30 protein-coding genes are annotated in these 25,207 nt (G+C 42.3%); 14 read left to right on the forward strand and 16 right to left on the reverse strand.

Annotation, left to right across the window (positions count from 1 at the left end):
• The first annotated feature begins 29 nt into the window (after positions 1 to 29).
• Complete coding sequence (rlmD, locus tag QZZ55_RS04515) at positions 30 to 1,424, forward strand: 23S rRNA (uracil(1939)-C(5))-methyltransferase RlmD (protein WP_293265771.1); 1,395 nt, start codon at positions 30 to 32, stop codon at positions 1,422 to 1,424.
• Positions 1,421 to 2,044 (forward strand): RluA family pseudouridine synthase, encoded by a 624-nt coding sequence (locus tag QZZ55_RS04520; protein WP_293265773.1) that lies wholly within the window; start codon positions 1,421 to 1,423, stop codon positions 2,042 to 2,044. The genes rlmD and QZZ55_RS04520 overlap by 4 nt, the downstream gene beginning before the upstream one ends.
• Before the next feature lie 21 nt (positions 2,045 to 2,065).
• Here QZZ55_RS04520 and QZZ55_RS04525 read toward each other — a convergent pair whose 3' ends face one another.
• The 3 genes from QZZ55_RS04525 to dapA form a co-directional block, all read right to left on the reverse strand.
• Positions 2,066 to 3,013 carry a 2-hydroxyacid dehydrogenase gene (locus tag QZZ55_RS04525; protein WP_293265775.1) on the reverse strand — a complete coding sequence of 316 codons (948 nt, stop codon included), beginning with the start codon at positions 3,011 to 3,013 and terminating at the stop codon, positions 2,066 to 2,068.
• 83 nt (positions 3,014 to 3,096) lie between these two features.
• Positions 3,097 to 4,479 (reverse strand): outer membrane protein assembly factor BamC, encoded by a 1,383-nt coding sequence (bamC, locus tag QZZ55_RS04530; protein ID WP_293265777.1) that lies wholly within the window; start codon positions 4,477 to 4,479, stop codon positions 3,097 to 3,099.
• Between the two features lie 10 nt (positions 4,480 to 4,489).
• Complete coding sequence (gene dapA, locus QZZ55_RS04535; RefSeq protein ID WP_293265779.1) at positions 4,490 to 5,368, reverse strand: 4-hydroxy-tetrahydrodipicolinate synthase; 879 nt, start codon at positions 5,366 to 5,368, stop codon at positions 4,490 to 4,492.
• Between the two features lie 154 nt (positions 5,369 to 5,522).
• Between dapA and QZZ55_RS04540 the strand changes: the two genes are divergently transcribed.
• The gene (locus QZZ55_RS04540; RefSeq protein WP_293265781.1) at positions 5,523 to 5,990 is read left to right on the forward strand and encodes a peroxiredoxin; all 468 of its coding nucleotides are present in this window, start codon (positions 5,523 to 5,525) and stop codon (positions 5,988 to 5,990) included.
• A 77-nt stretch (positions 5,991 to 6,067) separates the two neighbouring features.
• Here QZZ55_RS04540 and QZZ55_RS04545 read toward each other — a convergent pair whose 3' ends face one another.
• Together QZZ55_RS04545 and QZZ55_RS04550 are read right to left on the reverse strand one after the other, a co-directional pair.
• Entirely contained in the window at positions 6,068 to 7,147 is a 1,080-nt protein-coding gene (locus QZZ55_RS04545) for an AI-2E family transporter (protein ID WP_293265783.1), read from the reverse strand.
• Between the two features lie 26 nt (positions 7,148 to 7,173).
• Positions 7,174 to 7,410, reverse strand: coding sequence for a sulfurtransferase TusA family protein (locus QZZ55_RS04550; RefSeq protein WP_293265785.1), 237 nt, complete (start codon positions 7,408 to 7,410; stop codon positions 7,174 to 7,176).
• A gap of 120 nt (positions 7,411 to 7,530) precedes the next feature.
• Between QZZ55_RS04550 and QZZ55_RS04555 the strand changes: the two genes are divergently transcribed.
• Both QZZ55_RS04555 and QZZ55_RS04560 read left to right on the forward strand, forming a co-directional pair.
• The gene (locus QZZ55_RS04555) at positions 7,531 to 8,964 is read left to right on the forward strand and encodes a M48 family metalloprotease (RefSeq protein WP_293265787.1); all 1,434 of its coding nucleotides are present in this window, start codon (positions 7,531 to 7,533) and stop codon (positions 8,962 to 8,964) included.
• Positions 8,965 to 9,072: 108 nt separating this feature from the next.
• Entirely contained in the window at positions 9,073 to 9,504 is a 432-nt protein-coding gene (locus tag QZZ55_RS04560) for a hemerythrin family protein (RefSeq protein WP_293265789.1), read from the forward strand.
• A gap of 65 nt (positions 9,505 to 9,569) precedes the next feature.
• On the opposite strand, the gene QZZ55_RS04565 is transcribed toward QZZ55_RS04560, so the two are convergent.
• Positions 9,570 to 10,112, reverse strand: coding sequence for a TetR/AcrR family transcriptional regulator (locus tag QZZ55_RS04565; protein ID WP_293265791.1), 543 nt, complete (start codon positions 10,110 to 10,112; stop codon positions 9,570 to 9,572).
• Positions 10,113 to 10,195: 83 nt separating this feature from the next.
• On the opposite strand from QZZ55_RS04565, the gene trpB reads away from it, so the two are divergent.
• Positions 10,196 to 11,425, forward strand: a complete 1,230-nt coding sequence (trpB, locus tag QZZ55_RS04570) for a tryptophan synthase subunit beta (RefSeq protein WP_293265793.1) — start codon at positions 10,196 to 10,198, stop codon at positions 11,423 to 11,425.
• Entirely contained in the window at positions 11,422 to 12,204 is a 783-nt protein-coding gene (gene trpA, locus QZZ55_RS04575) for a tryptophan synthase subunit alpha (RefSeq protein ID WP_293265795.1), read from the forward strand. Before trpB ends, trpA begins: the two co-directional genes overlap by 4 nt.
• 78 nt (positions 12,205 to 12,282) lie before the next feature.
• Here the strand turns inward: trpA and QZZ55_RS04580 are convergent, their stop codons facing one another.
• Positions 12,283 to 12,843: a hypothetical protein gene (locus QZZ55_RS04580; protein WP_293265797.1), complete on the reverse strand. Its 561-nt coding sequence runs from the start codon at positions 12,841 to 12,843 to the stop codon at positions 12,283 to 12,285.
• Positions 12,844 to 13,044: 201 nt separating this feature from the next.
• Here QZZ55_RS04580 and QZZ55_RS04585 point away from each other — a divergent pair, with 201 nt between their 5' ends.
• The 3 genes from QZZ55_RS04585 (at position 13,045) to QZZ55_RS04595 (ending at position 14,485) form a co-directional block, all read left to right on the forward strand.
• Complete coding sequence (locus QZZ55_RS04585) at positions 13,045 to 13,521, forward strand: acyl-CoA thioesterase (protein ID WP_293265799.1); 477 nt, start codon at positions 13,045 to 13,047, stop codon at positions 13,519 to 13,521.
• A gap of 161 nt (positions 13,522 to 13,682) precedes the next feature.
• Positions 13,683 to 14,039 (forward strand): MerR family transcriptional regulator, encoded by a 357-nt coding sequence (locus tag QZZ55_RS04590; RefSeq protein ID WP_293265801.1) that lies wholly within the window; start codon positions 13,683 to 13,685, stop codon positions 14,037 to 14,039.
• A 59-nt stretch (positions 14,040 to 14,098) separates the two neighbouring features.
• Entirely contained in the window at positions 14,099 to 14,485 is a 387-nt protein-coding gene (locus QZZ55_RS04595; RefSeq protein WP_293265803.1) for a carboxymuconolactone decarboxylase family protein, read from the forward strand.
• Between the two features lie 86 nt (positions 14,486 to 14,571).
• Here the strand turns inward: QZZ55_RS04595 and QZZ55_RS04600 are convergent, their stop codons facing one another.
• The 4 genes from QZZ55_RS04600 to QZZ55_RS04615 are packed head-to-tail and all read right to left on the reverse strand — an operon-like array spanning position 14,572 to position 17,246.
• Positions 14,572 to 15,114, reverse strand: a complete 543-nt coding sequence (locus QZZ55_RS04600) for a DoxX family protein (protein ID WP_293265805.1) — start codon at positions 15,112 to 15,114, stop codon at positions 14,572 to 14,574.
• Between the two features lie 26 nt (positions 15,115 to 15,140).
• Entirely contained in the window at positions 15,141 to 15,980 is an 840-nt protein-coding gene (locus tag QZZ55_RS04605; RefSeq protein WP_293265807.1) for a DNA-binding domain-containing protein, read from the reverse strand.
• Positions 15,980 to 16,909, reverse strand: coding sequence for a DUF692 domain-containing protein (locus QZZ55_RS04610; RefSeq protein ID WP_293265809.1), 930 nt, complete (start codon positions 16,907 to 16,909; stop codon positions 15,980 to 15,982). Before QZZ55_RS04610 ends, QZZ55_RS04605 begins: the two co-directional genes overlap by 1 nt.
• Positions 16,899 to 17,246 (reverse strand): DUF2282 domain-containing protein, encoded by a 348-nt coding sequence (locus tag QZZ55_RS04615; protein WP_293265811.1) that lies wholly within the window; start codon positions 17,244 to 17,246, stop codon positions 16,899 to 16,901. Before QZZ55_RS04615 ends, QZZ55_RS04610 begins: the two co-directional genes overlap by 11 nt.
• A gap of 391 nt (positions 17,247 to 17,637) precedes the next feature.
• Between QZZ55_RS04615 and hisC the strand changes: the two genes are divergently transcribed.
• Both hisC and rarD read left to right on the forward strand, forming a co-directional pair.
• Complete coding sequence (gene hisC / locus QZZ55_RS04620) at positions 17,638 to 18,708, forward strand: histidinol-phosphate transaminase (RefSeq protein WP_293265813.1); 1,071 nt, start codon at positions 17,638 to 17,640, stop codon at positions 18,706 to 18,708.
• Positions 18,709 to 18,867: 159 nt separating this feature from the next.
• Positions 18,868 to 19,755 carry an EamA family transporter RarD gene (gene rarD, locus QZZ55_RS04625; protein ID WP_293265815.1) on the forward strand — a complete coding sequence of 296 codons (888 nt, stop codon included), beginning with the start codon at positions 18,868 to 18,870 and terminating at the stop codon, positions 19,753 to 19,755.
• A gap of 28 nt (positions 19,756 to 19,783) precedes the next feature.
• On the opposite strand, the gene QZZ55_RS04630 is transcribed toward rarD, so the two are convergent.
• The 3 genes from QZZ55_RS04630 to QZZ55_RS04640 all read right to left on the reverse strand — a co-directional run bounded on the left by QZZ55_RS04630 (position 19,784) and on the right by QZZ55_RS04640 (position 22,164).
• The gene (locus tag QZZ55_RS04630; RefSeq protein ID WP_293265816.1) at positions 19,784 to 20,701 is read right to left on the reverse strand and encodes a GGDEF domain-containing protein; all 918 of its coding nucleotides are present in this window, start codon (positions 20,699 to 20,701) and stop codon (positions 19,784 to 19,786) included.
• 96 nt (positions 20,702 to 20,797) lie between these two features.
• On the reverse strand, positions 20,798 to 21,097 hold the full coding sequence (locus QZZ55_RS04635) for a hypothetical protein (protein WP_293265818.1): 300 nt from the start codon (positions 21,095 to 21,097) through the stop codon (positions 20,798 to 20,800).
• 71 nt (positions 21,098 to 21,168) lie between these two features.
• Positions 21,169 to 22,164, reverse strand: coding sequence for a rhodanese-related sulfurtransferase (locus QZZ55_RS04640; protein WP_293265820.1), 996 nt, complete (start codon positions 22,162 to 22,164; stop codon positions 21,169 to 21,171).
• Positions 22,165 to 22,349: 185 nt separating this feature from the next.
• Here QZZ55_RS04640 and QZZ55_RS04645 point away from each other — a divergent pair, with 185 nt between their 5' ends.
• A complete protein-coding gene (locus QZZ55_RS04645) occupies positions 22,350 to 22,781 on the forward strand; it encodes a DUF3617 family protein (RefSeq protein ID WP_293265822.1) in 432 nt (143 codons plus the stop codon).
• A 44-nt stretch (positions 22,782 to 22,825) separates the two neighbouring features.
• Positions 22,826 to 23,242 carry an alternative ribosome rescue aminoacyl-tRNA hydrolase ArfB gene (gene arfB, locus QZZ55_RS04650; RefSeq protein WP_293265824.1) on the forward strand — a complete coding sequence of 139 codons (417 nt, stop codon included), beginning with the start codon at positions 22,826 to 22,828 and terminating at the stop codon, positions 23,240 to 23,242.
• Positions 23,243 to 23,312: 70 nt separating this feature from the next.
• Here the strand turns inward: arfB and QZZ55_RS04655 are convergent, their stop codons facing one another.
• Together QZZ55_RS04655 and tcdA are read right to left on the reverse strand one after the other, a co-directional pair.
• Positions 23,313 to 24,257, reverse strand: coding sequence for a hypothetical protein (locus QZZ55_RS04655; protein ID WP_293265826.1), 945 nt, complete (start codon positions 24,255 to 24,257; stop codon positions 23,313 to 23,315).
• 139 nt (positions 24,258 to 24,396) lie between these two features.
• Positions 24,397 to 25,182, reverse strand: a complete 786-nt coding sequence (tcdA, locus tag QZZ55_RS04660) for a tRNA cyclic N6-threonylcarbamoyladenosine(37) synthase TcdA (protein WP_293265827.1) — start codon at positions 25,180 to 25,182, stop codon at positions 24,397 to 24,399.
• Positions 25,183 to 25,207: the final 25 nt, after the last annotated feature.

Raw genomic sequence — 25,207 nt, forward strand, 5'->3', positions numbered from 1 at the left:
AATGCTGCCAGCTTATTCTGGAAAGTAATATGAAAAAACAATCAATTCGTTTTGGCCGCCCAACCACAAAAAAAAACACATTACCAAAAGAAGCTCTTTTGCTTCATATTGAATCACTCAGCCAGGAAGGCCGTGGCGTAGCGCGGCATCAGGGCAAAACTATTTTTGTAGATGACGCATTACGTAATGAAGAAGTAGAAGCCCTCATTACAACTCAACATAAGCGTTACGATGAAGCCAAACTTGTCCAAATTGTAAAACCGTCGCCTGACCGCACAGAGCCTTTCTGCAAACACTATTTTGAATGCGGAGGATGCCAACTTCAGCATTTAGAGCACGATGCCCAGATCACAGAAAAGCAAGAAAATGTGCTCAACCAGCTATCACGTTTCGGGGAACAGACACCTCTTTACATTGAAGAGCCTATTCAGTCAGACCCTTGGAACTATCGCCGTTCGGCAAGACTAGGACTTAATGTACTGCACAAAAGTGATGAGGCCATTGTTGGTTTTCGACGCAAGAAAAGTAATAAATTACTTCAGATTTCCTCTTGCCCCGTTTTAGATCAACGCGGCGAATCAATTTTTACCGACCTTAAAGCCGTACTTGATCAAATACCCAATAGTAAAGCCTATACTCATGCTGAACTGCTTTTTGGTGATAGTTCACAGTCATTACTATTGCGCTGCAAAGGTACACCTAAGCACACAGACAAAGAATTACTTATCGACTTTGCTAAAAGTAAGCAATTTAACCTTTATCTAAAAACAGATACCGATACATTAGCATTACTTGAGCTAGCGCCTAACCGCTACTCACTTCCTAATGAAAACATTCAACTAGAATTTCATCCCGGCGACTTCTTACAGGTCAACGCTAGCGTTAACCAACAGATGATTCGACAAGCCATTAACTGGCTTGAGCTGAATAAAGATGATGTCGTATTAGATCTTTTTTGTGGGTTAGGTAACTTCACTTTACCCATAGCTCAGCACGTCAAAACGATTACCGGCATTGAAGGCTCCAATGAAATGGTCAAGCGTGCTACCAGCAACGCTGAACTTAATAAGATTGATAATGCTCAGTTTTTTCGCGCTGATTTATCAGCTGATAACAAACATCAACAATGGCTTAAATCATCACCCAACAAGATTGTTCTCGACCCTCCTAGAACGGGTGCTTATGAAGTTATTAATCAACTGCCAACCCAAGCAACCGAGATACTCTACGTATCATGCGACCCTTCAGCACTTGCAAGAGACAGCAAGCTACTATTGGAAAAAGGCTACCAACTAATTCGTTTTAATGTCATGGATATGTTCCCACACACAAACCATGTTGAATCAATGGCACTGTTCAAAAAAATGGCTTTGGGTAAAACGAAAACGAAAAGCAGTAAGAATAAAGGGACATTTAAACGATGATTCCAGTTCTGTTTTCAGATGATTATCTGGTTATCATTAACAAGCCACATGATCTATTATCGGTACCCGGAAAAGGGCCCGACAAACAAGATTGCCTAGGCCGCAGAGTGCAAGCAGAAGGACACCCCACTGCTCGTATAGTGCACCGTTTAGATTACGCGACATCCGGCTTAATGATGCTTGCACTCACAGCAGAATCTCTTGTCGAGCTAAGCCGCCTATTTCAAACTCGGCAAGTATCTAAACGATACCACGCAATTATTAGCGGAACTCCCACAGAAGATAACGGTATAATTAAAGAGCCGTTACGATGCGACTGGGAACGCCGCCCACTTCAAATGGTTGATCATGAGAAAGGGAAAAGCGCTTTAACTCGCTGGGAAGTCATTGAAAAGATGGACGATAGCACTCGCGTCCTTCTTTATCCTGAAACAGGCCGTTCCCACCAACTGCGTGTGCATATGCAGTGGCTAGGCCACCCAATAGCAGGTGACCGCTTCTACGCCGAGGGAGAGGCATTAGCACTATCCGACCGATTATTACTGCACGCAGAAGAACTGACTTTCACACACCCTTTTACACAAGAGTCGCTGTCATTTACTGCCAAAGCGCCTTTCTAAGTATCTAGAGCACCAAGGACGTTAAAGCACCCGCCGTGTACTATCATCACAGCCATAAGCAACAATATTCTCAACGGTTTGATCGATAATACGCTGTCGGGCTTCTTGGCTACCCCAAGCACTATGGGGAGTTACTATCAGGTTAGGGATATTTGCAGAGAGCAAAATATTTCCTTCCCTTGGTGGCTCTACTGTTAATACATCGGTAGCCGCTCCAGCCAACTCTCCACTACGAAGTGCATCGGCTAATGCTTTTTCATCAACAACACCACCGCGTGCAACGTTAACTAACACCGCATCATTTTTCATAAGTGCTAATGCTTTGGCACCAATCAGATTATGAGTTTCTTCAGTTAACGGACAATGTATTGATAATACATCCACAACCGACAGCAATTCATTTAGAGGAACACGGCCAACCCTAGTATCATCAAGCGAACGGCTTGCTACTAGCACTTCCATGCCAAAGGCTTTGGCTATATTAGCTACACCCTGCCCTAAATGGCCATAACCAATAATACCTAACTTACGGCCACTCAATTCACGAATTGGATAATCCAGTAAACAAAACTGAGATGAGTTTTGCCAATCGCCCTCGCGAACTGCACGATCATAATTTAGTAAATTCGTATGTAAAGCCAAGATCAATGAAAAAGTATGCTGAACTACTGACGGAATCCCGTAAGCTTGACAATTATAAACGGCGATACCGTTTTGTTTTGCAGCATCAAGATCAACGTTATTAGTGCCCGTAGCCACGACACATATTAATGAAAGTCGAGAAACACTACTGAGTATCTCCTTGGTAAGCTGCACTTTATTAACGATAACGACATCAGCATCAACAACTCTTTCGATCACTTGTTCAGGCGCAGTACTTTTAAACGAATCAAACACCTCAAACGACGCTTCAAGATGTGCAAGATTTAAATCATTAAGACCTTCTATATCCAGAAAGACAGCTTTCATTTCTCTCTCCAAAAAATATAACGGGTATGATAAAGGGGCATAAAGCCCCTTTGATCAAATAAAGTAAAACGGTTAAAGCTGAATCAACCCGTAGGCATATTATCTTTGATTAACCAAAGAATTTCCTCAGCTACAATAGCTGGCGCTGATAAACCTTCATCATTGCGTACAGATACGTAAACACCGGAACGCGTTCTATTCATTTTTAACTGATATTTACCGACATGCTCATAAGCGTTTGTATCAGCATTAAAACTCCCTTTCTTTTTATCTCCACCGAAGACATACACAACCCTACCTCCGATCCAAATCTTATAGCCTTTCTGATTTGCTGGATTACTAGGGTCTGCCAGAGCTTGCACCTCGCCTTCTTTAAGAACGGGAGCTTCAATATTACCTTTCGAGCTGTACTCTACGTCAGAGACGCTTTCCACACCTAAAGCAGAAGATATAACACTTGTATCAAGCTTAATTTCTTCTCTGTCAGAAAAGATCCATTCAAAGAAGCCCATACTTTTCTTACTTTCTACAGGCGTTGATGTAGTGTAAGTCATATACAACATGCCAATATTTTGATTCCGAGTCCCGATATCCAGACCCGCATTATCAACCGCTGTATTTAACATGTTCCATGAAAGATCAATTGGCACATCAATTTTCAGCACCGGGTTGCCACGTGAATCACGACCCAACAATGGGCGCTTAGCTTGCTTCTGCTGCATTGCCAGTAATGAGCGCTCTTCAGGCTTTACTGTTGCCTTACTCATGTAACGCAACATTTCAAACATCATGTCTGATTTATAGCCAACGTTTTGCGACGCACTTTCCCAATCCACATCGGCAACTGTTTGCTCTTCAGGGAACTGAACGTGCTTCATCTCTATAGAAGTACGCTGAAAATTTTCAGGGTCCGGACGCAAGCTAATTTGTAATTTGTTACGAGAGCCTCCCGGAATGTCTTGAAGCGTTAAGTGCTTAATCCAACGATCCATGAAATTATATTCAGGTCCGTTTAACAAAATCCAATCACTTTCAATCAAACCCTGCCGAGCATCAGCGCTTGCAATTTGAACACCGTTAAACTTCATGAAATCCAGTGTTTTTTCCCAAACAGCGGCAATCGGTTCATCAACAACAATAATTTTTTGATCACCGACCTTCCTGAAATTAACAGCATCACTTCCTGTGTCCGCATAGAAAAACTCAGGGCGCGGCACTTCAAAACCAGAAGTACGAACCGAAGCCGTTTGCCCTACAGAAGGTATTACAAATTGATCCTGTGTATGCTTAACCTGAATATGAGATGGGATTTTCAGCTCTTTACCAACAGCTGCTTTCTCATACTCTTGGTTTCGGTCTTTAAAAACACCATGTTCACCATAAATTGGATTTTTGCCAATTATGCTACATCCGCTGGTTGCAACCAGCCCAACCAAAATTGCATATGAAAGCAACCGTGTATTCATCAGTTATTCCTTACTTTGAGACGTTGCTATCAACAAGCGCTTGACGCACTACTGAATGGAATTCATCAGATAACACCGTCAAAGGTAGGCGAATACCCAAATCCATTAAGCCCATTTCATACATTGCCCATTTTACAGGAATCGGGTTTGCTTCAACAAAAAGCTTAGTATGCAATGGCATCAAACGGGTTTGGAGCGCACGCGCTTCATCTGCTTTGCCCTGCAAGCCTAATTTGCACATTTCAGCCATTTCTGCAGGAGCAACATTTGCTGTAACAGAAATATTTCCTTGCCCACCAGCAATAATCATTTCGATGGCTGTAGGATCGTCACCAGAATATATAGCAAACCCTTCAGGTGCTTTTTTAATTAAATCTTTCGCTCGTTCTAAATCACCCGTTGCTTCTTTTATTCCAACGATATTTGGTATTTCTGCCAGGCGTAATACGGTGCTCGTCAACATATCGCACGCCGTACGCCCAGGTACGTTATAGAGTATTTGCGCAATATCTACCGCTTCAGCAATCGCTTTATAATGCTGATATAAACCTTCTTGAGTTGGTTTGTTGTAATAAGGAGTAACTAACAAACAAGCATCTACTCCAGCACCTTTTGCTTCTCTTGTTAACTGAATAGCTTCAGCTGTAGAGTTAGCACCGGTACCGGCTATAACAGGGATACGGCCATTAACACGTTTTACAACACGTTTGATTACCGCACAATGTTCTTCACAATTAAGTGTTGCAGACTCACCTGTTGTGCCAACTGCCACAATAGAGTCCGTGCCGTTTTCCAAATGAAAATCTACAACTTTATCAAGACCAACCCAGTCGATCTCTCCGCTGTCTTTCATTGGAGTCACTAGCGCCACAATGCTGCCGGTAATCATTTCACTCTCCGTTAACTAAGGCTTGGTATGTTGTATTTATCTACACACATCCAAAACCTGATCTGATATCGTATAAGGCTCAATATTCTATACGAAATAAAGTACATAAGCGTAGTAGCCACGCCGCTTTTTTGTAAATACAGGTGAAAGAATAATGCCAAACATAGTTGTAGGACAGTTAGTACCAAACTTCACAGCATCTGCGACCAGCGAAACTACCCTTTCGTTATCTGAATTACAGGGTAAAAACTTAATAATTTACTTCTACCCAAAGGATAATACACCGGGTTGTACCACAGAAGGGCAGAATTTCAGAGACCTTTATAATGAATTCAAAGATACTAACACTGAAATTATAGGAGTAAGCCGCGACAGCATGCGGACACATGAAAACTATAAAGCTAAACACAGCTTCCCTTTTGAGTTAATCAGTGACCCTGACGAGGCCCTGTGTAACCACTTTGATGTTATCAAATTGAAAAAGCTTTACGGAAAAGAGTATATGGGTATTGAACGCAGTACTTTCCTCATAGATTCAGAAGGAATACTGCGACAAGAATGGCGTAAAGTTAAGGTTAAAGGGCATGTTGACGAAGTCCTTATTGCCGCCAAAAGCATCTAACCATGTAGACTTACATTTTCCATTGTAATGCTCGCTTCTTTTGACGAGCATTACTTCTAATAAATCATTATTGGACGCTAAGCAGGAATTTCTTCATGCGGTTCCTCATCCAACGGCCCCGGCCAAGCGTTCAAGATGGCTTTAACCAACGTAGCCAATGGTATCGCGAAGAACACCCCCCAAAACCCCCACAAAGTGCCAAAGATCAATACGGCAACAATAATTGAAATCGGATGTAAATTTACTGCCTCCGAAAACAATAGAGGAACCAATACGTTGCCATCCAGCGCTTGAATGATGCCGTAGGCAATCATCAAGTACATAAATTCACCGCCCCAGCCCCATTGAAAAAAGGCAATCAACGCCACTGGCAAGGTCACTAGTGCCGCACCAATGTATGGAATGAGTACTGACAATCCAACAATGATTCCCAATAATGCCGCATAATTAATACCTAGCATCAGAAATGTCACGTAGGTCACAGTTCCCACGATCAAAATTTCAATAACTTTCCCCCTAATATAATTGGCAATTTGATCATCCATTTCTTGCCATACGGTTGTCATCATCTGACGCTTTCTTGGAAGAAAATTGACCCACCAGCGCACTAGTGACCGCCCATCTTTGAGAAAGAAAAACACTAATATTGGCACTAACACTAGATACACCAATAGCGTCATAACGCCAGCTAAAGAGTTCAGAGAGAAAGTGAAAACCCATTGCCCCGCACTAGATAGCTCGCTAGACGCTAGCTGCATAACCTCTCTAATTTGCGATTCTGATACCCATTGAGGATATTCTTGCGGAAGTACCAGCAGTAATGCCTGGACCTCTTGAACCATACCGGGTAGCTCTTGAAATAAATTTGATAGCTGCTTCCAAGCCAAAGGGAATACGATCAAAGACAGTGCTAATAAAAAACTCAAAAAAGCCGTAAAAACAATTGCTACCGATAATAAGTGCGGGATCTTCTTTTTAACCAGTGTATCCACACCACCTTGCATCAAAAATGCAATGATTAGCCCAGCAAAAACAGGGGCTAAAGGCTTACCTAATGTTAAAATAATTAGAAGGAACGAACCGAGTAATAAAAATAAAAACAGAGCCTCTTCATCAGAGAAATATCGCTCTACCCATTTTGAGATAATTGCTCTCATAGTGTCTCTATCCAGTCAAAATTAAGTTATCCACGTCGAATCAGGTATATATATTCAGATTCACCAATGAACGAGTTTAGTAACTCATGGTCTGATTGGTCGGTAAAGGCTTTAAAATCCCTAACTGATCCAACATCCGTAGCAATCACTTTTAGTACTTGCCCAGAAGCAAGCTTGTTTAATGCCTGTTTTGCTTTAAGTAGCGGCAAAGGACAATTTAATTCTCTAACGTCTAACGTTTGGTCAATCTCACTATCTTGCATAAAGGCCCATATTTCAATAATTTACGACTAATTACTACCTTTAAAAGGTATCACACATAGCAACGGGGGTAAGATAATGACATGCTTCACACGCCCTTGAAAGAGAACAGGAAGAACAGTATGCGCTTTATGATAACTTTTTTATGTACTGCAATCCTTATCACTGCGTCACCAGCACACGCCAACGATGAGCTGCCGATAATTGAAGATTCAACCTCAAGTATTATTTCTCTTAATAATGAGCATAAACTAGGCCAAGCATGGGCACGTGTTTTGCGCGGTAGCGCTCCCCTTCTTAATGATCCAATCACCTATTCTTATTTGCATGACCTTTTATGGCAGCTCACTGCTCATAGTCAATTACAAGACAAGCGTTTGGAGCTCATTGTACTCGACAACGCAACACTCAATGCTTTTGCCGTCCCTGGCGGCATAGTTGGGATTCATGGCGGGTTAGTACTGTCTGCCGAAAAAGAAGACGAGCTTTCATCAGTCATCGCACATGAATTAGCCCATTTAAGCCAGCGTCACTTTGCCGCACAGTTAGAAGAGTCTCGCCGCAATAAACCTTTCACTCTAGCCACGATGCTCGCCAGCATTCTTATTGCCGCAGCCGACACACAAGCCGGCGTTGCCGCCCTGACTAGCTCGCTTGCAGCACAACAATCCTCACGGCTCGCATTTAGCCGTCGAAACGAGCAAGAAGCGGATCGAATCGGCATGCAAACTATGGCAGCCGCTGGTATTGACCCATACGCAATGCCTCGCATGTTTTCACAAATGCAGAGATCTCTACGCTTTCAAGGCACTCGCCCCCCTGAATTTCTTTTAACACACCCCGTCACAGAATCACGTATCGCTGACTCATTAAATCGAGCAAGCCAACTTCCGCCTAGCCCTGCTACACCAATATCATTAGACTTTGATTTAACTCGTACTCGTTTGAAAGTTCATTTTTCGAGCAACCCTCAAAAAGCTTTAAATCACTACCAAACTTCAGCAAAAGTCACAAAATCCCCATTAGATTATTATGGCCTCGCGGTCGCAGCTATTCGAATGAACCAGTTCAAACAAGCAGAAAAAGCATTAAAAAAACTTCCACCACAGTGGAAGGAACATCTCTTTGTGAAATTAACAAATGCAGAATTACAAATAGCCGCCCAAGCGTGGATTACTGCCACTGATCAGCTAGAAAAACTCGCGAGTTTTTTCCCTGGTCATTATGCAGTAGAACAACTACTAGCAAAAGCTTACATGGGAGCTGAACGCCCTCAAGATACTGTAACGGTTCTCAACAAACTGATTAAAAATTATCCTACCGATATCAACGCATGGTACTTATTATCAGAAGCATTAGGCCAAGCTGGAAATACAACAGCAGTTCATCAGGCACGTGTTGAATACTTTTTACTAACGGGCCAGATAGACAGAGCATTGAAGCAAATCACTTTTGCAAGCAGAGAAAATGGCCTCACTTCATCAGATAAAGCAAGGCTAGTTCAATTAGAAATTGATACCAAAATAGTCAGAGAAGAAATGAAAATGGACTTTTAATTCAGTTAATCCTTTTGCTCTTTCAGACTAGACTAAAGAAACATACTGTTATAAGAATTAATCGAGTAGCCTCAAATGTAATAATAAAAAGCTAGTGGTGCCCTAAGTATGAGCTATTTAGAAAAGCATGGAGTCCCAAAAGTAGCGCTCAATTTCATCAATGAAGATCACGAAGAAGCTGCGCGCCTTACTTCTGAAATAAACCTGACCATTACTCAAATATATACAGGAGAAAGCAACAAAGGGTTAATTTCTCCTCTACTCGACAGACTCCTGCACCACAAGCGCTCACACTTTGACAAAGAAGAAGCGTCCATGCTCGAAGCACAGTTCCCGGGTTTTCCTCAACATAAGCAAGAACACAACCGCTTAATTCACGAACTAAACTCTTTAATAAATCACTGGTCTCTCTATCAAGATATTCATTCATTAAAAACCTATATGAACGAAATATTTCCTCTGTGGCTTAAAACTCATACAGTGACCATGGATCACGCTGTTGCTGCATTTATAAGCCCTAATAAGAGAAATGGATACTAGAAGTATCGGCCCATCCTTTGAATAGCGTCTCACAAACCGCAAACAAAACTGATACATTCATGTTGCTAAAGTACACGAGATAAAGCCGCTTCAATTACCTGCGAAGAAACAACCCGCCCTCCTGAAAGCGCTGGAATCAGTAAGGATTCTCTACAAATGGCAATGATCATCATAGAAGTCTCTTTAGTCGCTTCTTGCCTTTGAAGCAATTCAATACAGTCATCTTGTAATGCTTGATCAAACACAATACATAGCTGATAAGTATCATCATCAAGTTTATGCCGCTCGCCATAACACATTCGATAGACTGACAAATACTCTGGCACGGTAGCCAGTTGTCGGAAAGCCCCTATCAAGCGTTCAATAACCGACAAGTTATCATCACCCAGAATGACTTGTCGCTGCTGCTGAACCTCTGACAACAGCTCCTCTAGTAAAGCCAGCAATAACGCCTGCTTGGTTGGGAAATTGTTATACACCGTTGGTTTTGAAACACTGGCTGTTTGCACAACTAAGTCAATCGATGTGCCCTGATAGCCCGATGCAGCAAACAGCTGTCGTGCTGCATCAAGAATAACTTTTTTTTTGGAAGGACGACCACGCGCCATAAAAACCTCATTGACGCCAGTAAGATTTTTTATTATCTTTACCGAACCGTTTAGTTAATAAATTAATGCATATAGGCACGATCATGAATGATGAAGGACGCTTTGGTCAATACGGCGGGAGCTTTATCCCCGAAATACTCTATAGCAGCCAACAACAGCTGCTAAAAGCTTATCGCGAAGCTATGGCTGACACCTCCTTCGTTCAACAGGTGAAATCTGAAATGCAACATTTTTCAGGGCGCCCTACCCCTTTAACCTATTGCGCCAACCTCACACAAAAAATTGGCGGTGCACAGATATATTTAAAACGTGAAGACCTAAACCATAGCGGCGCCCATAAAATGAACAATGTCATAGGCCAAGGGCTACTCGCTAAGCGTATGGGAAAAACACGCGTTATCGCCGAAACAGGTGCAGGCCAACACGGTGTCGCCAGTGCACTGGTTGCCGCTCGTCTGGGATTAGAGTGCGTTGTTTATATGGGAGCACATGATATTGAACGCCAGTACCCCAATGTTTTCTGGATGAAACAGCTGGGTGCAACAGTGATACCTGTATCGACAGGAGCAGCCACACTTAAAGATGCGTTAGATGAAGCACTGCGCGACTGGTCTTCGAGTTATGAAGACACACACTATCTCATAGGCACCAGCTGCGGCTGTGCACCTTATCCGGAAATGGTTGCAGGTTTTCAGTCTGTGATTGGAGAAGAAGTAAAAGAACAATCAATACAACAGTTTGGAAAGCACCCCGAGCGGATCTATGCCTGTGTTGGCGGCGGCAGTAATGCTTGTGGCATTTTCTTGCCCTTCGTTGATACACAAACAGAACTTGTAGGTGTTGAAGCCGGCGGACGCAGTGGAAACCCTGGCGAGCACGCAATGCGCTTTAATACCGACCAAGCACGCTTTGGTATTGCTCAAGGTTTTGCAACACGCTTTCTGCAGGATGACGAAGGGCAACTACAGCCAACTCACTCTATATCCGCCGGACTTGATTACGTTGGCGTCTCTCCGATACTGGCTGATTTAGAGGAGCAAGGAAAGGTTCGTATGACCAGTGCTAATGATATAGAAGTCATCGAAGCCTTTAAGCTACTTACTCGTCACGAAGGAATAATTCCAGCCCTTGAATCCTCCCATGCTGTAGCTGGAGGGTTAAAAGAAGCAGCCACTATGTCTCCTGACGAGCACCTAGTCATCAACATTTCAGGGCGCGGTGACAAAGATATATTCAACATAGCCAAAGCATTGAAGGACGAACCGTTCAATGAATTTTTACACAGTTACTTGAAAGAAGAGGCCTCACAATGAACAAACTAACCTCATTCATACAAGAACAAAGACAAACCAAGCCTCTTTTGATGATGACTCATGTTGTTTACGGGTACCCCAGCATAGAAAAAAGCCTCGAAATAATGCAGCTTATGCTTGAAAGTGGCGTAGAAATTCTCGAAGTACAGTTCCCCTTCTCTGACCCTGTAGCAGACGGCCCGACCATCACCACTGCATGCCATCATGCACTGGAAAATCAACCTAAGTTATCTCAGTGTCTTAAAGATATAAAACAACTCGCGCAACGCTACTCACAAAGTCGCGTGCTATTAATGAGCTATTTAAATCCGTTGTTACAACCCGGTTTTGCATCACTAGCACAGCAGATGGGAGATAACGTCATTGGCATAATCATACCTGACCTGCCCATTGATCATCACACCATGCTTGCACCTCTATGTAAGAAAGAAATTTCCCCGATATGGCTAATTACTCCTGACATGCAACAAGAGCGGATTAGAACAGTCATAAAGCACGCTCAAGGTATGCTTTACTGCGTAAGCCGTTCAGGTGTAACAGGACAGCAAGCACCTATCCAAGACGACACTAAAGCGCAGAATATCCAGAGCTATCTCAGCACGATTAGAAAGTTTACTTCGTTGCCATTAGCGGTAGGTTTTGGCATCAACACTGCCAGCGATATCCGCTCACTTAAAGGCCATGCAGATGTAGCGATTGTAGGTTCAGCCTTACTCAATGCATTCAACAAAGGAGGTTTAGAATCAGTTGCTGTTAAACTGCAAGAGTTACAACCCTAATTACTAATCGATGAGCCAATACTAAAGCTGCTTGAACGCAGCCTTAGTGTTAGGAATACTAAGCGCAACCTGCATCCCTTAAAGAAACTCTCGTAGTATCGGGTTTGGCTGATATAAAGGCGCTATAAGCTCCGACTTTTCATTAATCACAGCCATCTCGTTAACGCGAATTAACTTCTCATGGACGCGTACTTTTCCATTACTCGGTAACGACCACTTTTGTCCTGCGACATTGACGATCTCTTTTCGCAACGCTTCAGAAATCAAAAGCGTAAACCCATCATACGACAGTCCCTTAGAGACCTTGCTATTGATATATTTATAATCAGGGTTAATAAGCTGATAGCCACAACCAAAATAAGGAACTAGAAAATTCTTAGTCACTAAAGCGGGATTTTTATAATAGCTCCAATACTTTTTAGGCACCGCAAGGTAAACCGCATTACTCCAATAGGGCTGTGATTTAACATTTGATAAATGCTCCACATAAAAACTCTTGCTGCCAAAGAAAACACCTTTGTAACTGGCGTTTTGAGGCCCTATATTAATCTTACCTACCTTATGTTTTTCCCATGATTTTTTTACTACTTTTAGGAATGAATTATTTAAATAAACTGGAAACATAACGTGATCAATCACAAGCTCTCTCTTTACTTCTTCCGCTGCATGACTCCCTGTAGTGGACAAGAAAAAAACAAAAACACATACAAAGATCACAACACTCCTCAAACAACGGCCCATATAAGCACCTCTTTCGGCTAATTAATCAGACATTTCTCACGTGCACCTTTAGTCTATATAATAACCTGACTTTCAATAAAGTATAATTATGAGGTTTTCATGGCAGGCCAAGAAAGACAAATCACACTGAGATTTTTATCAGAGCCAGCTGACGTAAACTTCGGCGGAAAGGTTCATGGCGGCGCCGTGATGAAATGGATCGATCTAGCAGCATATGCATGCGCAGCAGGATGGAGCGGTAAGTACTGCATTACTGCGTATGCTGGCGGTATTCGTTTTGTTAAACCCATTCACGTAGGCAACATTGTTGAAGTTGCTGCAAAAGTAATTTATACCGGCCGCTCATCAATGCATATAGGAATTGATGTACGTGCAGGTGATCCAAAAAATGCCGAACGCCATCTAACTACTCACTGCATTGTTATTATGGTTGCCGTTGATGACCAGGGTAAACCAACCGATATACCTGAATGGATCCCAGTTACAGAACATGATATTCGCCTCAGAGATTCCGCACTGCGCCTCATGGATATGAGAAAACGAATCGGGGATGAAATGGAAGCTCACGTAAAATAAAAGCAATACATAAATACTGATATCTGATCCGTTTTTTATTGGTAATCAGGTATCAGCAACCTATGTCACAACATCCTTTTTCTATAGCTACTTAATCAAAAACTACCTAGGGGTATTTTTCACATTCATTACACAATGTTGCCAACATAAGGATATTCTCGATGAATATGAAAGAGTTTTCTGCACGCACAGCCCTATCAGCCCATACTCTAAGATATTATGAAAAAATTGGCCTTCTCAATCACATCCATCGCAGTTCAAACGGCCACCGCTTTTTCACAGAAAAAGACCTAGAATGGGTCACATTTATTCTTAGACTAAAACAAACAGGAATGCCTCTAGAAAGTATTTTAGCGTACGCAAAGCTAAGAGCATTGGGTAAAAGTACGAATCAAGAGCGCCAAACATTACTTGAGCAACATCGCGCTAAATTAAAATCTCGTATTGAAAGTGAGATTCAGCACCTAGCCGCCCTCGATGAGAAAATTGAATATTACATACTTCATAAAACTTCTTGACCTAGAGTAAGCTCTAACTTGTAACCTTGCCTCAATTACCCACCAAACGGAGCAAGGCAATGAACAAATCAAGATATGCTGTTGGTTTAGATAAACTGGAAGAGATTGATGGAGAAGCAGGACATAATGTCATCCAAAGCCTGCAGAATATTTGCCCCGACTTGGCACGTTACACTATTGAGTATCCTTTCGGTGACATCTATTCAAGACCAGGTTTAGATTTAAAATCAAGGGAAATAGCCACCGTTGCAGCACTAACAGCAATGGGTAATTGCCGACCTCAATTAATAGTTCACATCAACGCAGCATTAAATGTGGGCTGTTCTCCTGAAGAAATAAAAGAAACCGTTTTGCAAATGTCGGTATACGCAGGCTTTCCTGCTGCTCTTAATGGGATGTTTGCTGTAAAAGAAGTGTTAACCGGGCGCGGCTTACTCTCTACATAGATTATTTTAATAAAATGCCTTAACAACACAATCGAAAAAATGCACCCAGACAACGATATGTCAGGTGCTTTTATCCGTTCATGAAATCACTTAGCTAGCGTTGGCTTTGCATCTAAACCAAGTAATCTATCAATAGACAAAAATCCAGGGCCACGAGCAACAATAACCAATAACGACACGGCCCACCATGATGCAGGGTTAATCCAATGGTCCCATGTCGGGAACACTGCTAATTGGATAAACATTGTCATCCCAATAAGACCAAACGCAGCAAAACGAGATAGCAAACCGATGATGAGCAATACGGGCAACACGACTTCCGCGATTCCAGCAAAAACAGCCAACAGCTCAATCATTCTCACCACAAACGAGCCTTCCACATACTCCAGCGTTTCAGGGTTACAAAGCTGTAACGCGCCGTCCCTTACCGGATCGGGGCAAAAGAACTCATACATAAATAGATCATATTTATCGACATTGAACTTTAAAAAACTATCCCACTTACTCAGCCCTGAGTCTAAAAATACTTTAGCAACCATAAAACGGAGGAAAAACAATGCCAGCGGCTCTATATACCGTGTTAACTGTTGACCCATTTTCAAATATAGCTCTCTGAGCTTGTACACCATACCCATACTCATTCCTTATTTATTATTTACGACTCAGACCGGGCCATATCAGTTTCTAATATTTCATTTTGTATACAGGCTGAAAAAAAATCACTCACATCAAAATTGGGATCCAGCATTAAAGCTGCATCAAACGCCTCTTCCAGCACTCCACCCTTTCCATGCAAAGCATGCATAACGGCCCACTCAGGAGCAGAAAGAGCACGTACCTGTACCGAACCGTGCACACGCCAAAACATCACTAGATCAGAAAATGACGACTTATCACTTAGCGCTGATTCGCTGATACTGATCTCTTGTTGAGCAACTTCATTTGAGTTAGTTTTTAATCCAATCCACTCATCTAACGTGCCAACACTTACCCGAAGAAGACCAACACTGGCGTTTAATTGCACTACTGACTGAGTAAAATCGCAGCCTTCATTCATAAGCCACGTGACTTTTTCAGCTGTCAGAGCCTGAGTAGCATCAGCACTCATCAAGCTCAGTAACCATGCATAATCTAAAAGCGCCAAATCAACCAAGGTTGACGATAGCTTTAGCTCCTCAGGCTGCTTTTCTAACTCGGCAATAAAATCCTCTACAAAGTCAGGAAAGTTCAGTCCATAACCTACCAAGGTGCCTTTTTCTGGCGGGTAATGATCGACATAAAGTCGAGCTATATTTTTAAAATTATCACTCCCTATCGATTTCTCACACATAGGAAAATTTGCAGCTAATGCATCAATACAGCCTTTGTAAAAACCATTACGGTAGACAGACATACGCTTTAAGTCTTCAACGTTAATACAAAAGTCGTTCATCCTACTCACATCACCTGTTCGCAAGTAAACGGAAAAAGCATCAATGTAAGAGCTTACAGCCATTAGCGGCCTCCTTTTACGCATGCATCGACAGATAACACATTAGTTTTCAACTGATCTAAATAGACTTGTGCTGTTTGGCGCTCACGCATCAACTCGGCAAACGGCGGTATATTTGCATCCCGTTCAACCAAAACAGGCTTATGTCCAAATATAGACAGAGCATGCTCTAGCAGCGCCCATACCGACATATCTACTTCAGAGGCATGGCTATCAATTAATAAAGCTTGACCTAATTCAGGGTCAGGGTCATGGCCCGCTATGTGAATCTCTCCCACCAGATCAGCAGGGATCATTGACAAATAATGCCGGGCGTCAATACCTGTGTTTTTGCTGCTGATATACAAGTTATTGATATCAATTAACAGCCCACATCCACTTCTCTGAGCCGCCTCTACTAAAAACTGAGGTTCATCCATCTCGCTAATGAAATCCAGATAATTGCTAGGGTTTTCGATTAAAATACGTCGCCCAATACCTGCTTGGTATCTATCCACTCCTTCAATTAAAGACCGAAGCGCATCTTCAGTTCTTGGCAAAGGCATCAGGTCAGCAAAATATGCTCCACCAGCACGAGACCAAACAGCATGCTCTGAGACAAGCGCAGGTTGAAACTCATTTATTAGCGCTTTTACCTGCTTAATATGCTCTGGCATAGATTGGTGGTCATAGCCAAGAGAGCCTCCCACGCCATGAAAACTAAGATCAAAGTTCTCGCGGACGGCCCTGAGGTAAGCTAATCGAGGGCCACCTGCTACAAAATAATTTTCGGTATGAACTTCAAACCACAATTGACTACCAGCTAAAGCATTTTTCTCACACTGTAATGCCAAAATATCATCAAGGTGCTCAGCCTTTAAACCCAGGCCGGCACCTAAATTAGCATCAGCACAGACAGATCGCTGAAGCGGGGTTTGTTCATTAACTTTCAAGAGAACCTGTTCCACCAGGTGTTACGATAGACTCGCACGTACCTTTAGGAGCATATGTCCAAGCATTAGCCTGAAAATCTTTAGTTGATGTACCTTCACAGCTTGTACCAGCACCGGCAGCACAATCATTCTCACCTGCTAAGGCAATACCAAAACATTTATCTTTACGGCCACGAAGCTTGTCTCCTGCCAACCAACCCTGAACTTTAGCCTGAACTTCAGCAGAAGCTGTTTCAGAAACTTTAAGCTGACTGTTAGGGCCTGCAACCGCACCTGTGCTTAAAATAGCGGCTGATGCTCCAATAAGTAATGCTGTCGTTAAGCTTGCTTTTTTCATTTTAAATGCTCCAAATTATTTTTTGTTTTTAGTTACTATGAGTTAGTTTTTTTACTTCACTCTATTTCATGCATGTCCCGTTTTAACTATGTACATACAACTAAAGCTAATTTTCTCAATAGTTTAGGTTATCTAGAGTTTAGACCACCAAACCTTATTTACCATCAGCAACTACATCAACCTTACGGAGTCACTGCTACGTACTTTATCGCTACGTCATCATTGCTTGACGTGGCTTACTTTAAAGATTGAAACTGAAACGAAACTGAAAACTAGAAAAATAAAAACTACCCCTGAGTCAATGTTCAGCGTGTCGCTTTTTTGCTATGCTCCGCTCTCCTGTTTAACGGGCAGCATAATAGCTCCCCAGCACTATATATGAGTGATTGCCATGAGCAAATACTGGAGTGAAGCGATCCAAAACCTGACTCCCTATGTACCGGGTGAGCAGCCAAAGGGTAGCAACATTATTAAACTGAACACCAATGAAAACCCCTTCCCGCCATCTCCCATGGTGGTAGAAGCAATCCAGCAGTTTGATACTGACCGTCTACGTCTTTACCCCGATCCTGACGCATCAGCTCTTAAGCAATCATTGGCTAATTATTTCAATGTGAAAACTGAGCAAGTTTTTGTGGGTAATGGCTCTGATGAAGTACTAGCGCATACTTTTATGGCTTTTTTCCGCCAGTCTGAACCGCTACTAATGCCGGACATCTCTTATAGCTTTTATGATGTTTACTGCAACCTCTATGGCATTGAAGCAAAGCATATACCCTTACAAGATAACTTCTGCATTGCTCTAGACGACTATGCTCAAACCAATGGCGGTATTATTTTTGCGAACCCTAATGCCCCTACCGGCAGAGCACTTACGCTAGAAAAAATTGAAGCACTGCTAAAGAAAAACACTGAAACCGTCGTTGTCGTCGATGAAGCTTACGTGGACTTTGGCGCAGAAACGGCTATCAAACTGGTTGATCAGTACCCGAATTTATTAGTTATTCAAACGCTGTCTAAATCTCGCTCATTAGCGGGAATGCGTGTTGGATATGCAATCGGTAACAGTGAATTGATTGAAGGCTTGGAGCGTGTTAAAAACAGCTTCAACTCTTACCCATTAGATATGCTTGCGCAAGTAACCGCCATTGCCGCTATTAAAGATGATGACTACTTTGTCGAAACCACTCAAAAAATCATCAAAATGCGGGAATGGACTAACCAACAACTGCAGTCCTTAGGCTTTAAGATTATTCCTTCCAAGACAAATTTTGTATTTGCATCACATCGCTATATAGCAGCTGCCGAATTGATGGGTTTTCTTAGGACTAACCAAATTTTAATTCGCCACTTCAGTCGTCCAGGTATTGATAACCACTTACGTATCACCATTGGGACCGAGACTGAGATGCAAGCAATGATTGATTGCTTAAAACGTCACCCTGACATCATTACGTTATAATCGAGACACCTCGCTTGCACAAGCGAGGTGTGTCCTCTCCTACACGGTACGACTTTTTCATATTACAATTTGTCTAAAGCACTTTTAGACAACAATCTGTTTCCTTGCTGTATTAGACATTGCTGTTAGAATTCGTTTTTAATCAAAGGGATGCTCACTGTGACAGAGTCTAACCGCGGCTTATTGCTTGCCCTATTTGCCTATTCTATGTGGGGCGGCTTTGCACTCTTTTTCAGCCTGTTAAAACACATTCCAGCCACCGAAGTATTACTGCACCGCGTTGTTTGGTCTTTTCTATTTGTCGCCATCATTCTTACCCTGACCAAACATTGGTCTCGAGCGAAAGCAGCCTTATTAAATCGCCGTTTATTGTTAGCACTTTTCTGCTCTTCGCTTTTGATTGCTGCGAACTGGTGCCTGTATATTTGGGCGGTCAGCGTAAACCGTGCTGTTGATGCTAGCCTAGGATATTTTATCAGCCCACTGGTTGCGATATGTTTAGGCGTTCTTTTCTTTAAAGAATCACTGGCTGTTTATCAAAAAGTGGCCATTCTATTAGCGTCATTAGGCGTCGCTTACAAAGTTTTCGGTATGGGGGAGTTCCCATGGATTGCTCTAACGTTAGCCTTTAGCTTTGGATTTTATGGGCTAGTGCGAAAAAAAACACAAGTTGATACAGTCACAGGACTTATGCTTGAAACCATACTTCTACTCCCTTTTGCGGTCCTTTACTGGATATGGCTAACGATACAAGGAGAGCAGCATTTTAGCTTCAATATAGATGGGGTATTACTCGTACTTGCAGGGGTACTTACAGCGCTACCTTTACTAGCTTTTTCAGCCGCTGCGCACAGGCTTAGTCTTACTCTGCTTGGTTTTATGACCTATCTTGCGCCCACACTTCAGTTATTAAGCGCGGTTCTTATTTTAAACGAACCCTTTGACGAGGGCGATTTTGTAACATTCGCAATGATTTGGGTTGCATTGATTATCTTTTCAGGTGGAGCGATCTGGCGCCGGAGAAGAACGCCAGAGAACATTGTTTAATAATCTAAGCGACAAGCATCCAAAAGTACTAGCTGGACTCTCCTTCGATTCGATTAGTGCCACTCTGTTTTGCTATAAATAAATTCTCTTCCGCTCTTTTTAAAATACTTTCAGGCGTGTCCTGCTCATTGATTAATGAAGCAGCACCAATACTCACAGTAAAGTTCAAAAAGCTCTCACTTCCGTCAGCTGCGATGCAAGGCACTTGTTGTTCAGCAGCCAACTTGCGCACACGCTCTGCTGCAAGCAAAGCTTGCTCCCTATTCGTTTCCGGTAAAAACATAACAAATCTGTCATCAGAAAAACGAGCGAAAAAGTCTGCCGTACGCTGAAAACCATGCATAGCTTTAACGAACTGCTGTAGCACTTTGTCTCCAACATCCCAATTGTATTGATCGTTTATCTGGTTGAAATTATCAACATCAATCAATAAGAAGGAACACACCCAATCGTAACGCTGTGCTTGTGCTACAGAATGATCAAGAATGGTCAGGAGAGACCTACGGTTATACGCGCCCGTTAAGGGGTCACGTTGCGCCTGCTTAAAAAGCTTTTGCTCATTACGCTTAGACAATGAAACATCTCGCGCTACCCACATCAACTCGGTGTCGCTCACAGCAACTATCGTAGTATCCCAAACTTGCGCGCTATCTAAACCAAGCTCACGCCAATGAATTGAGTGCTCTGGCTTCATAGAAATAGTTAATTTTTGAGGTTGATTACTGCGTACAGCTTGCTCGATCATACCTGATATATATGCAGCAATTTCATCTGCAAATAATGAAGAAAAAGTTCTTCTAAGCATGGCGTCAGCGTTTAACCATGTAGCCCCCCCAGCATTAACTCTAAGCACTTCACCGGCGCTACTTAAGCTTACGACTATCTGATCGACAGCCGATAACAAACACTCGAAGCGACGCTGCTGCTGATCTTCAGGGTCCGTCATTTACATCTCCAAACTAAAATTACTTTCTAAAAGTTATAGCACAGCTGAAGAGGCTTGTTATCAGTTATTTAAAAATAATCTAACGTTTTTCGCCCTTCACTTAATAAAGCGTCTAACAAGACGCGCAGAATCACCAAATAAATCTAATGCATAGTAGTCAGCATAGCTATCCAAGCATTGAATAACTTCAGATATATCTTCTGGCTTACCTTTGAAACTTGCGTTTAATAAAAGCGTGCTCTCACCTTCAATGCTTAATTGAATTTTATCTTTCTTAAGCAACACATCATTTTCATTCTGAGTTAATACCACCCACCCTAACAAGGTTAATTTTTCTACTAAGTAACATTTTTCAAGCGAGGTATTAACCGTGCCCAGCAACCTATAAATCTGCATTGAACTCCTTAAACAGGGCGAACTTATTCATACTAAGTCATTAAAAATTTTCCGGAGCTCCTAACAAGCAGTTATCCGTTACATTTTTTTTGTTCTGCTAACATACGCTCTCGAGCAACGCGTTTAGCGTCACGACGTTCTTGCATCGTCATCACCGCCGCATCACCGATATGGCCTTCACCCCTTTCTGTCGCTAACTGCATTTGTTTCTCACGCTGAGCAAAACGCTCAATTTGTTCGGGACTGTGTTTGCCGTAGCAATGCGGACAACTAACACCGGATACGTATTGATCGCTGGATTTATCTGTTTCTGTGATCGGCATACGACATGCGTTACATTGATCATACTGGCCTTTTTGGAGCTGATGGTTAACTGTAACCCTATCGTCAAACACAAAACACTCGCCTTCCCATAACGATGTTTCCTGCGGAACTTCCTCCAAATATTTTAAAATGCCGCCTTTAAGATGATAAACCTCATCAAATCCTTGCTCTTTCATATAAGCAGTTGATTTCTCACAACGAATACCGCCTGTACAAAACATAGCTACTTTTTTCTGTTTTGTAGGGCTCATGTTCTGCTTAACATATTCTGGGAATTCCCGAAAACTATCAGTCTGTGGATTAACAGCATCTCGGAATGTACCTACTTGCACCTCATAGTTATTACGGGTATCAACCAGCACTACATCCGGATCACTAATTAATGCATTCCAGTCTTTGGGTTCAACATACGTTCCTACCACTCTTCTAGGGTCAATGCCCTCAACGCCTAGAGTAACTATTTCTTTTTTGAGTTTTACTTTAGTTCTCTTAAACGGCTGACGCTCATGTAGAGATTCTTTATAATCAATATCCGCTAAACGTTCATCAGATTTTAGCCAAATTAATAGTGCATCTATCGCTTCTCTCGTTCCAGAAACGGTGCCATTAATCCCTTCCTGAGCGAGCAGTAACGTACCTCGGACTCCGTTACTTTTCATAACATCATACAAAGGCACACGCAGTTCCTGGTAGTCATCAAGCACAACAAATTTATAAAGGGCGCACACAACTGTATGAGACATAGCGATTCTCCGAACTCAGACAAAAAAGACGCGCCATTATACGCAAACCGATATAACCTGTCGCTAATTGGTCGCAATACAATCTAATACTAATTTTCTATTAGCCGCCTGTAACGCAGGCTGGGATTTTTTGCCGACTATCTAGTAAAATTCAGCAACACGATAAGTAAAAATAAGGAAATACCATGAAAGCATTACTTCTACCCCTGTATATAGCCAGCGCTTTAATCCCTTTTACTAGCCAAGCTCATGCGGCAGAAAGTCTGCCATTTAATGCAGGGAAATGGGAGATAACAAGCAAAGCCTCAATGCCAATGATGCCACAACCTATTGTTAGTAAAGATATTGAGTGTATTCGTGAGAAAACAATCAGCGCTGAACACTTCGCAAAACAAAGTGGCGGCACTTGCAAAGCTGATAGTGTCCGAGTGAGCGGAAAAAACATTAAATGGGATATGAGCTGCAGCGTAGAAGGCAACCTCATGGTAGGCCATGGCAGCATGAAGGTAAATAATGCGAGCATGAAGGGCAACATGACAATGACAATGTCGATGCAAGGCATGAAAATGGAGATGAAAACATCATGGAGCGGAAAACGGCTTGGAGAATGCAATTAACAATCAGTCATCAAATCTCATGTACCTCTTAAAGGCAAGCTTACGTGCTCCAAATAACTAATCATGTCATGATTCCTGACGATGAAATTGAATTAACAGCCATTCGTGCGCAAGGAGCCGGTGGACAAAATGTCAATAAAGTATCTAGCGCCATTCATCTTCGTTTTGATATCGCAGCCTCGTCATTACCAGACTATTACAAACAACAGCTGCTCAATCTAAACGACCAAAGAATCAACAAAGAAGGTGTCGTTGTGATTAAAGCACAGCAATACCGCACTCAAGAGAAAAACAAAGACGCAGCTTTAGCACGCTTACTAGAACTGATTAAAAGTGCAACAACGCCACAAAAAGCAAGAAAACCTACCAAACCCACCAAAGGTTCCAAAACAAGAAGGCTAGATAGCAAAAGCAAGCGAGGTAAAACTAAAGAAATGCGCGGAAGAGTCTCAGATCGTTAACAGCAACAGCACAGCGACATAAGATAACGTAACAATGACGATAATAAATCACTAGTAAAAAACAGCAGGGTTACGCTCCGAACATGTAACCTTGAGCATCTGAGCTTTCTGAGTCGGTGATTGAATTCAATGCTTTTTCAATCCAGTCTCCAGACTCGCCTCTTAGCCATGAAGCAGACAACTCTTCTTGCAACAAACTAGCCCAGTCAGTTAAAGCCAACCTTTCAGAAATACCCAGTCGTAGCGGGAGATGTTTTAGAATTGAATAAACTTCAAATGGAACCTTAAAATCTCTAAACTGTCGACGCGCAAACAACTGCAGCTGCCTTCCAGTACATGCAGAGGGTGATATATCTTTACCCGCAGCCACCTGCATCCAAGGATCAACGCCTCTGATACCCAGTTCATCATGAGCAAGCGGAAAAACGCCATAAAGGTTAAAGGCTCGTAAATAAATCTGACGAAGGTATGCGTCATAACATTGATTTTCAATAGCTACTATTCGCGTCATACCACTGATTTGCTGTACATCGATCGACGCAGCAGCCAAAGCATAAGGACGGCCTAAAACAGCGACACTCATCAAATCATTGTATTCTTTTCGTACCCAATGACTAATAGGTCGCTCATGTCGCCATAAGCTTCTCAAAAACTCTTCATTTAGTTCAAACGGAACATTTAAATCTGAAACGATTCCACCGACACCAAAACGCACGGTTAATAAATCCGTTTTCACATTACCTAATAAAGCTTCAATAACACGTCCTGCACGCTCATGAAAACGTACATAATCATCCGCATGCTTATCAATGTTTTCTTCAGGTTGGTTTAAAATATGAATCAAGTCAGGCACAGACCATTCAGCAAGCAACCGCAATTCGGATTCAGTGACAACATCGTTGATAGTATCACTGTGGTCAAGAAGGCAATACGTGTTAATACTGCTTGTGGGGACCCCTTTAAAGCCCCCAGCAGTAGCGCGTGGCATATGGTAAGTGTGGTTGAACCGAAGCATATTAAGTCTCTCAAAATAGCTAAATGACGTAAATTCACATCTTCAGCATCATTCGTTCAAAACGACGGCTAACGAACTAAATTCAATAATTATGATGAATTATAGTCTTATCTTCAGTTTTTGTTAAGCTTTAATAAATCTAGGCAGTACTTACCTTTAGTCTAATTTTATTGAGGACTCTTGATGCTGCCACCATCCCGAATGAAGCAGTCACGACCGCTCCCGCACCAAAACCACCATCACAATCTAATTTAGTTTGCCCATCAGACATCATTTTCTGACCGCATACCGTACCATCTGGTTGTGGGTAACGCAGTTGTTCTGTCGAATACACGCACTCGACGCCAAACTTTTTCCCGTTTTTATTGAATCCATAATGACGCCTCAATACTGAGCGTACTTTAGCCGCCAGTGGGTCATTATAAGTTTTAGACAAATCCGCCACACTGACACAAACAGGATCAAGCTGCCCTCCTGCGCCACCAACGACTACCATAGGGATTTTGGCACGCTTACAGTACGAAATTAGCGCTGCTTTATCTCTAACACTATCAATTGCATCAACCACATAATCAAAACACTCCTGCATTAAATCAGGGATGTTTTCACTGTTAACAAAAGCATGCTCTTCATGAACAAGGCATTCTGGGTTAATTAACCGTATGCGGTCAGCCATTACCGATACTTTTGATTGCCCAATAGAGCCGTCTAAAGCATGGATTTGTCGATTAATATTTGTTTCACAAATATCATCTTGATCAATCAATGTGATTTCACCGATACCCGAGCGCGCTAATGCTTCAGCAACCCAAGAACCAACACCACCAATTCCCACTACGCATATATGAGAATCACGGAAGCGCTCAACAGCCTCTATGCCATATAAACGACGGGAGCCACCAAAACGATTATCAAATGCCGACACATCAAAGCCTTATCATTAAAAACCA

It is taken from the genome of Neptunomonas sp. (assembly GCF_016744175.1).
GTDB lineage: Bacteria > Pseudomonadota > Gammaproteobacteria > Pseudomonadales > Balneatricaceae > Neptunomonas.

Coding starts and splice junctions, on each gene's coding strand:
- trpA (WP_293265795.1), top strand. CDS start 11,422: ATGAACAAACTAACCTCATTCATACAAGAACAAAGACAAACCAAGCCT.
- QZZ55_RS04545 (WP_293265783.1), bottom strand. CDS start 7,147: ATGAGAGCAATTATCTCAAAATGGGTAGAGCGATATTTCTCTGATGAA.
- rlmD (WP_293265771.1), top strand. CDS start 30: ATGAAAAAACAATCAATTCGTTTTGGCCGCCCAACCACAAAAAAAAAC.
- QZZ55_RS04635 (WP_293265818.1), bottom strand. CDS start 21,097: ATGCAGATTTATAGGTTGCTGGGCACGGTTAATACCTCGCTTGAAAAA.
- QZZ55_RS04590 (WP_293265801.1), top strand. CDS start 13,683: ATGAATATGAAAGAGTTTTCTGCACGCACAGCCCTATCAGCCCATACT.
- QZZ55_RS04550 (WP_293265785.1), bottom strand. CDS start 7,410: ATGCAAGATAGTGAGATTGACCAAACGTTAGACGTTAGAGAATTAAAT.
- QZZ55_RS04560 (WP_293265789.1), top strand. CDS start 9,073: ATGAGCTATTTAGAAAAGCATGGAGTCCCAAAAGTAGCGCTCAATTTC.
- QZZ55_RS04645 (WP_293265822.1), top strand. CDS start 22,350: ATGAAAGCATTACTTCTACCCCTGTATATAGCCAGCGCTTTAATCCCT.
- QZZ55_RS04605 (WP_293265807.1), bottom strand. CDS start 15,980: ATGGCTGTAAGCTCTTACATTGATGCTTTTTCCGTTTACTTGCGAACA.
- QZZ55_RS04595 (WP_293265803.1), top strand. CDS start 14,099: ATGAACAAATCAAGATATGCTGTTGGTTTAGATAAACTGGAAGAGATT.
- trpB (WP_293265793.1), top strand. CDS start 10,196: ATGAATGATGAAGGACGCTTTGGTCAATACGGCGGGAGCTTTATCCCC.
- bamC (WP_293265777.1), bottom strand. CDS start 4,479: ATGAATACACGGTTGCTTTCATATGCAATTTTGGTTGGGCTGGTTGCA.
- QZZ55_RS04520 (WP_293265773.1), top strand. CDS start 1,421: ATGATTCCAGTTCTGTTTTCAGATGATTATCTGGTTATCATTAACAAG.
- QZZ55_RS04630 (WP_293265816.1), bottom strand. CDS start 20,701: ATGACGGACCCTGAAGATCAGCAGCAGCGTCGCTTCGAGTGTTTGTTA.
- QZZ55_RS04640 (WP_293265820.1), bottom strand. CDS start 22,164: ATGTCTCATACAGTTGTGTGCGCCCTTTATAAATTTGTTGTGCTTGAT.
- QZZ55_RS04615 (WP_293265811.1), bottom strand. CDS start 17,246: ATGAAAAAAGCAAGCTTAACGACAGCATTACTTATTGGAGCATCAGCC.
- QZZ55_RS04555 (WP_293265787.1), top strand. CDS start 7,531: ATGCGCTTTATGATAACTTTTTTATGTACTGCAATCCTTATCACTGCG.
- QZZ55_RS04565 (WP_293265791.1), bottom strand. CDS start 10,112: ATGGCGCGTGGTCGTCCTTCCAAAAAAAAAGTTATTCTTGATGCAGCA.
- dapA (WP_293265779.1), bottom strand. CDS start 5,368: ATGATTACCGGCAGCATTGTGGCGCTAGTGACTCCAATGAAAGACAGC.
- QZZ55_RS04655 (WP_293265826.1), bottom strand. CDS start 24,257: ATGCTTCGGTTCAACCACACTTACCATATGCCACGCGCTACTGCTGGG.
- QZZ55_RS04600 (WP_293265805.1), bottom strand. CDS start 15,114: ATGGTGTACAAGCTCAGAGAGCTATATTTGAAAATGGGTCAACAGTTA.
- QZZ55_RS04540 (WP_293265781.1), top strand. CDS start 5,523: ATGCCAAACATAGTTGTAGGACAGTTAGTACCAAACTTCACAGCATCT.
- QZZ55_RS04585 (WP_293265799.1), top strand. CDS start 13,045: ATGGCAGGCCAAGAAAGACAAATCACACTGAGATTTTTATCAGAGCCA.
- hisC (WP_293265813.1), top strand. CDS start 17,638: ATGAGCAAATACTGGAGTGAAGCGATCCAAAACCTGACTCCCTATGTA.
- QZZ55_RS04525 (WP_293265775.1), bottom strand. CDS start 3,013: ATGAAAGCTGTCTTTCTGGATATAGAAGGTCTTAATGATTTAAATCTT.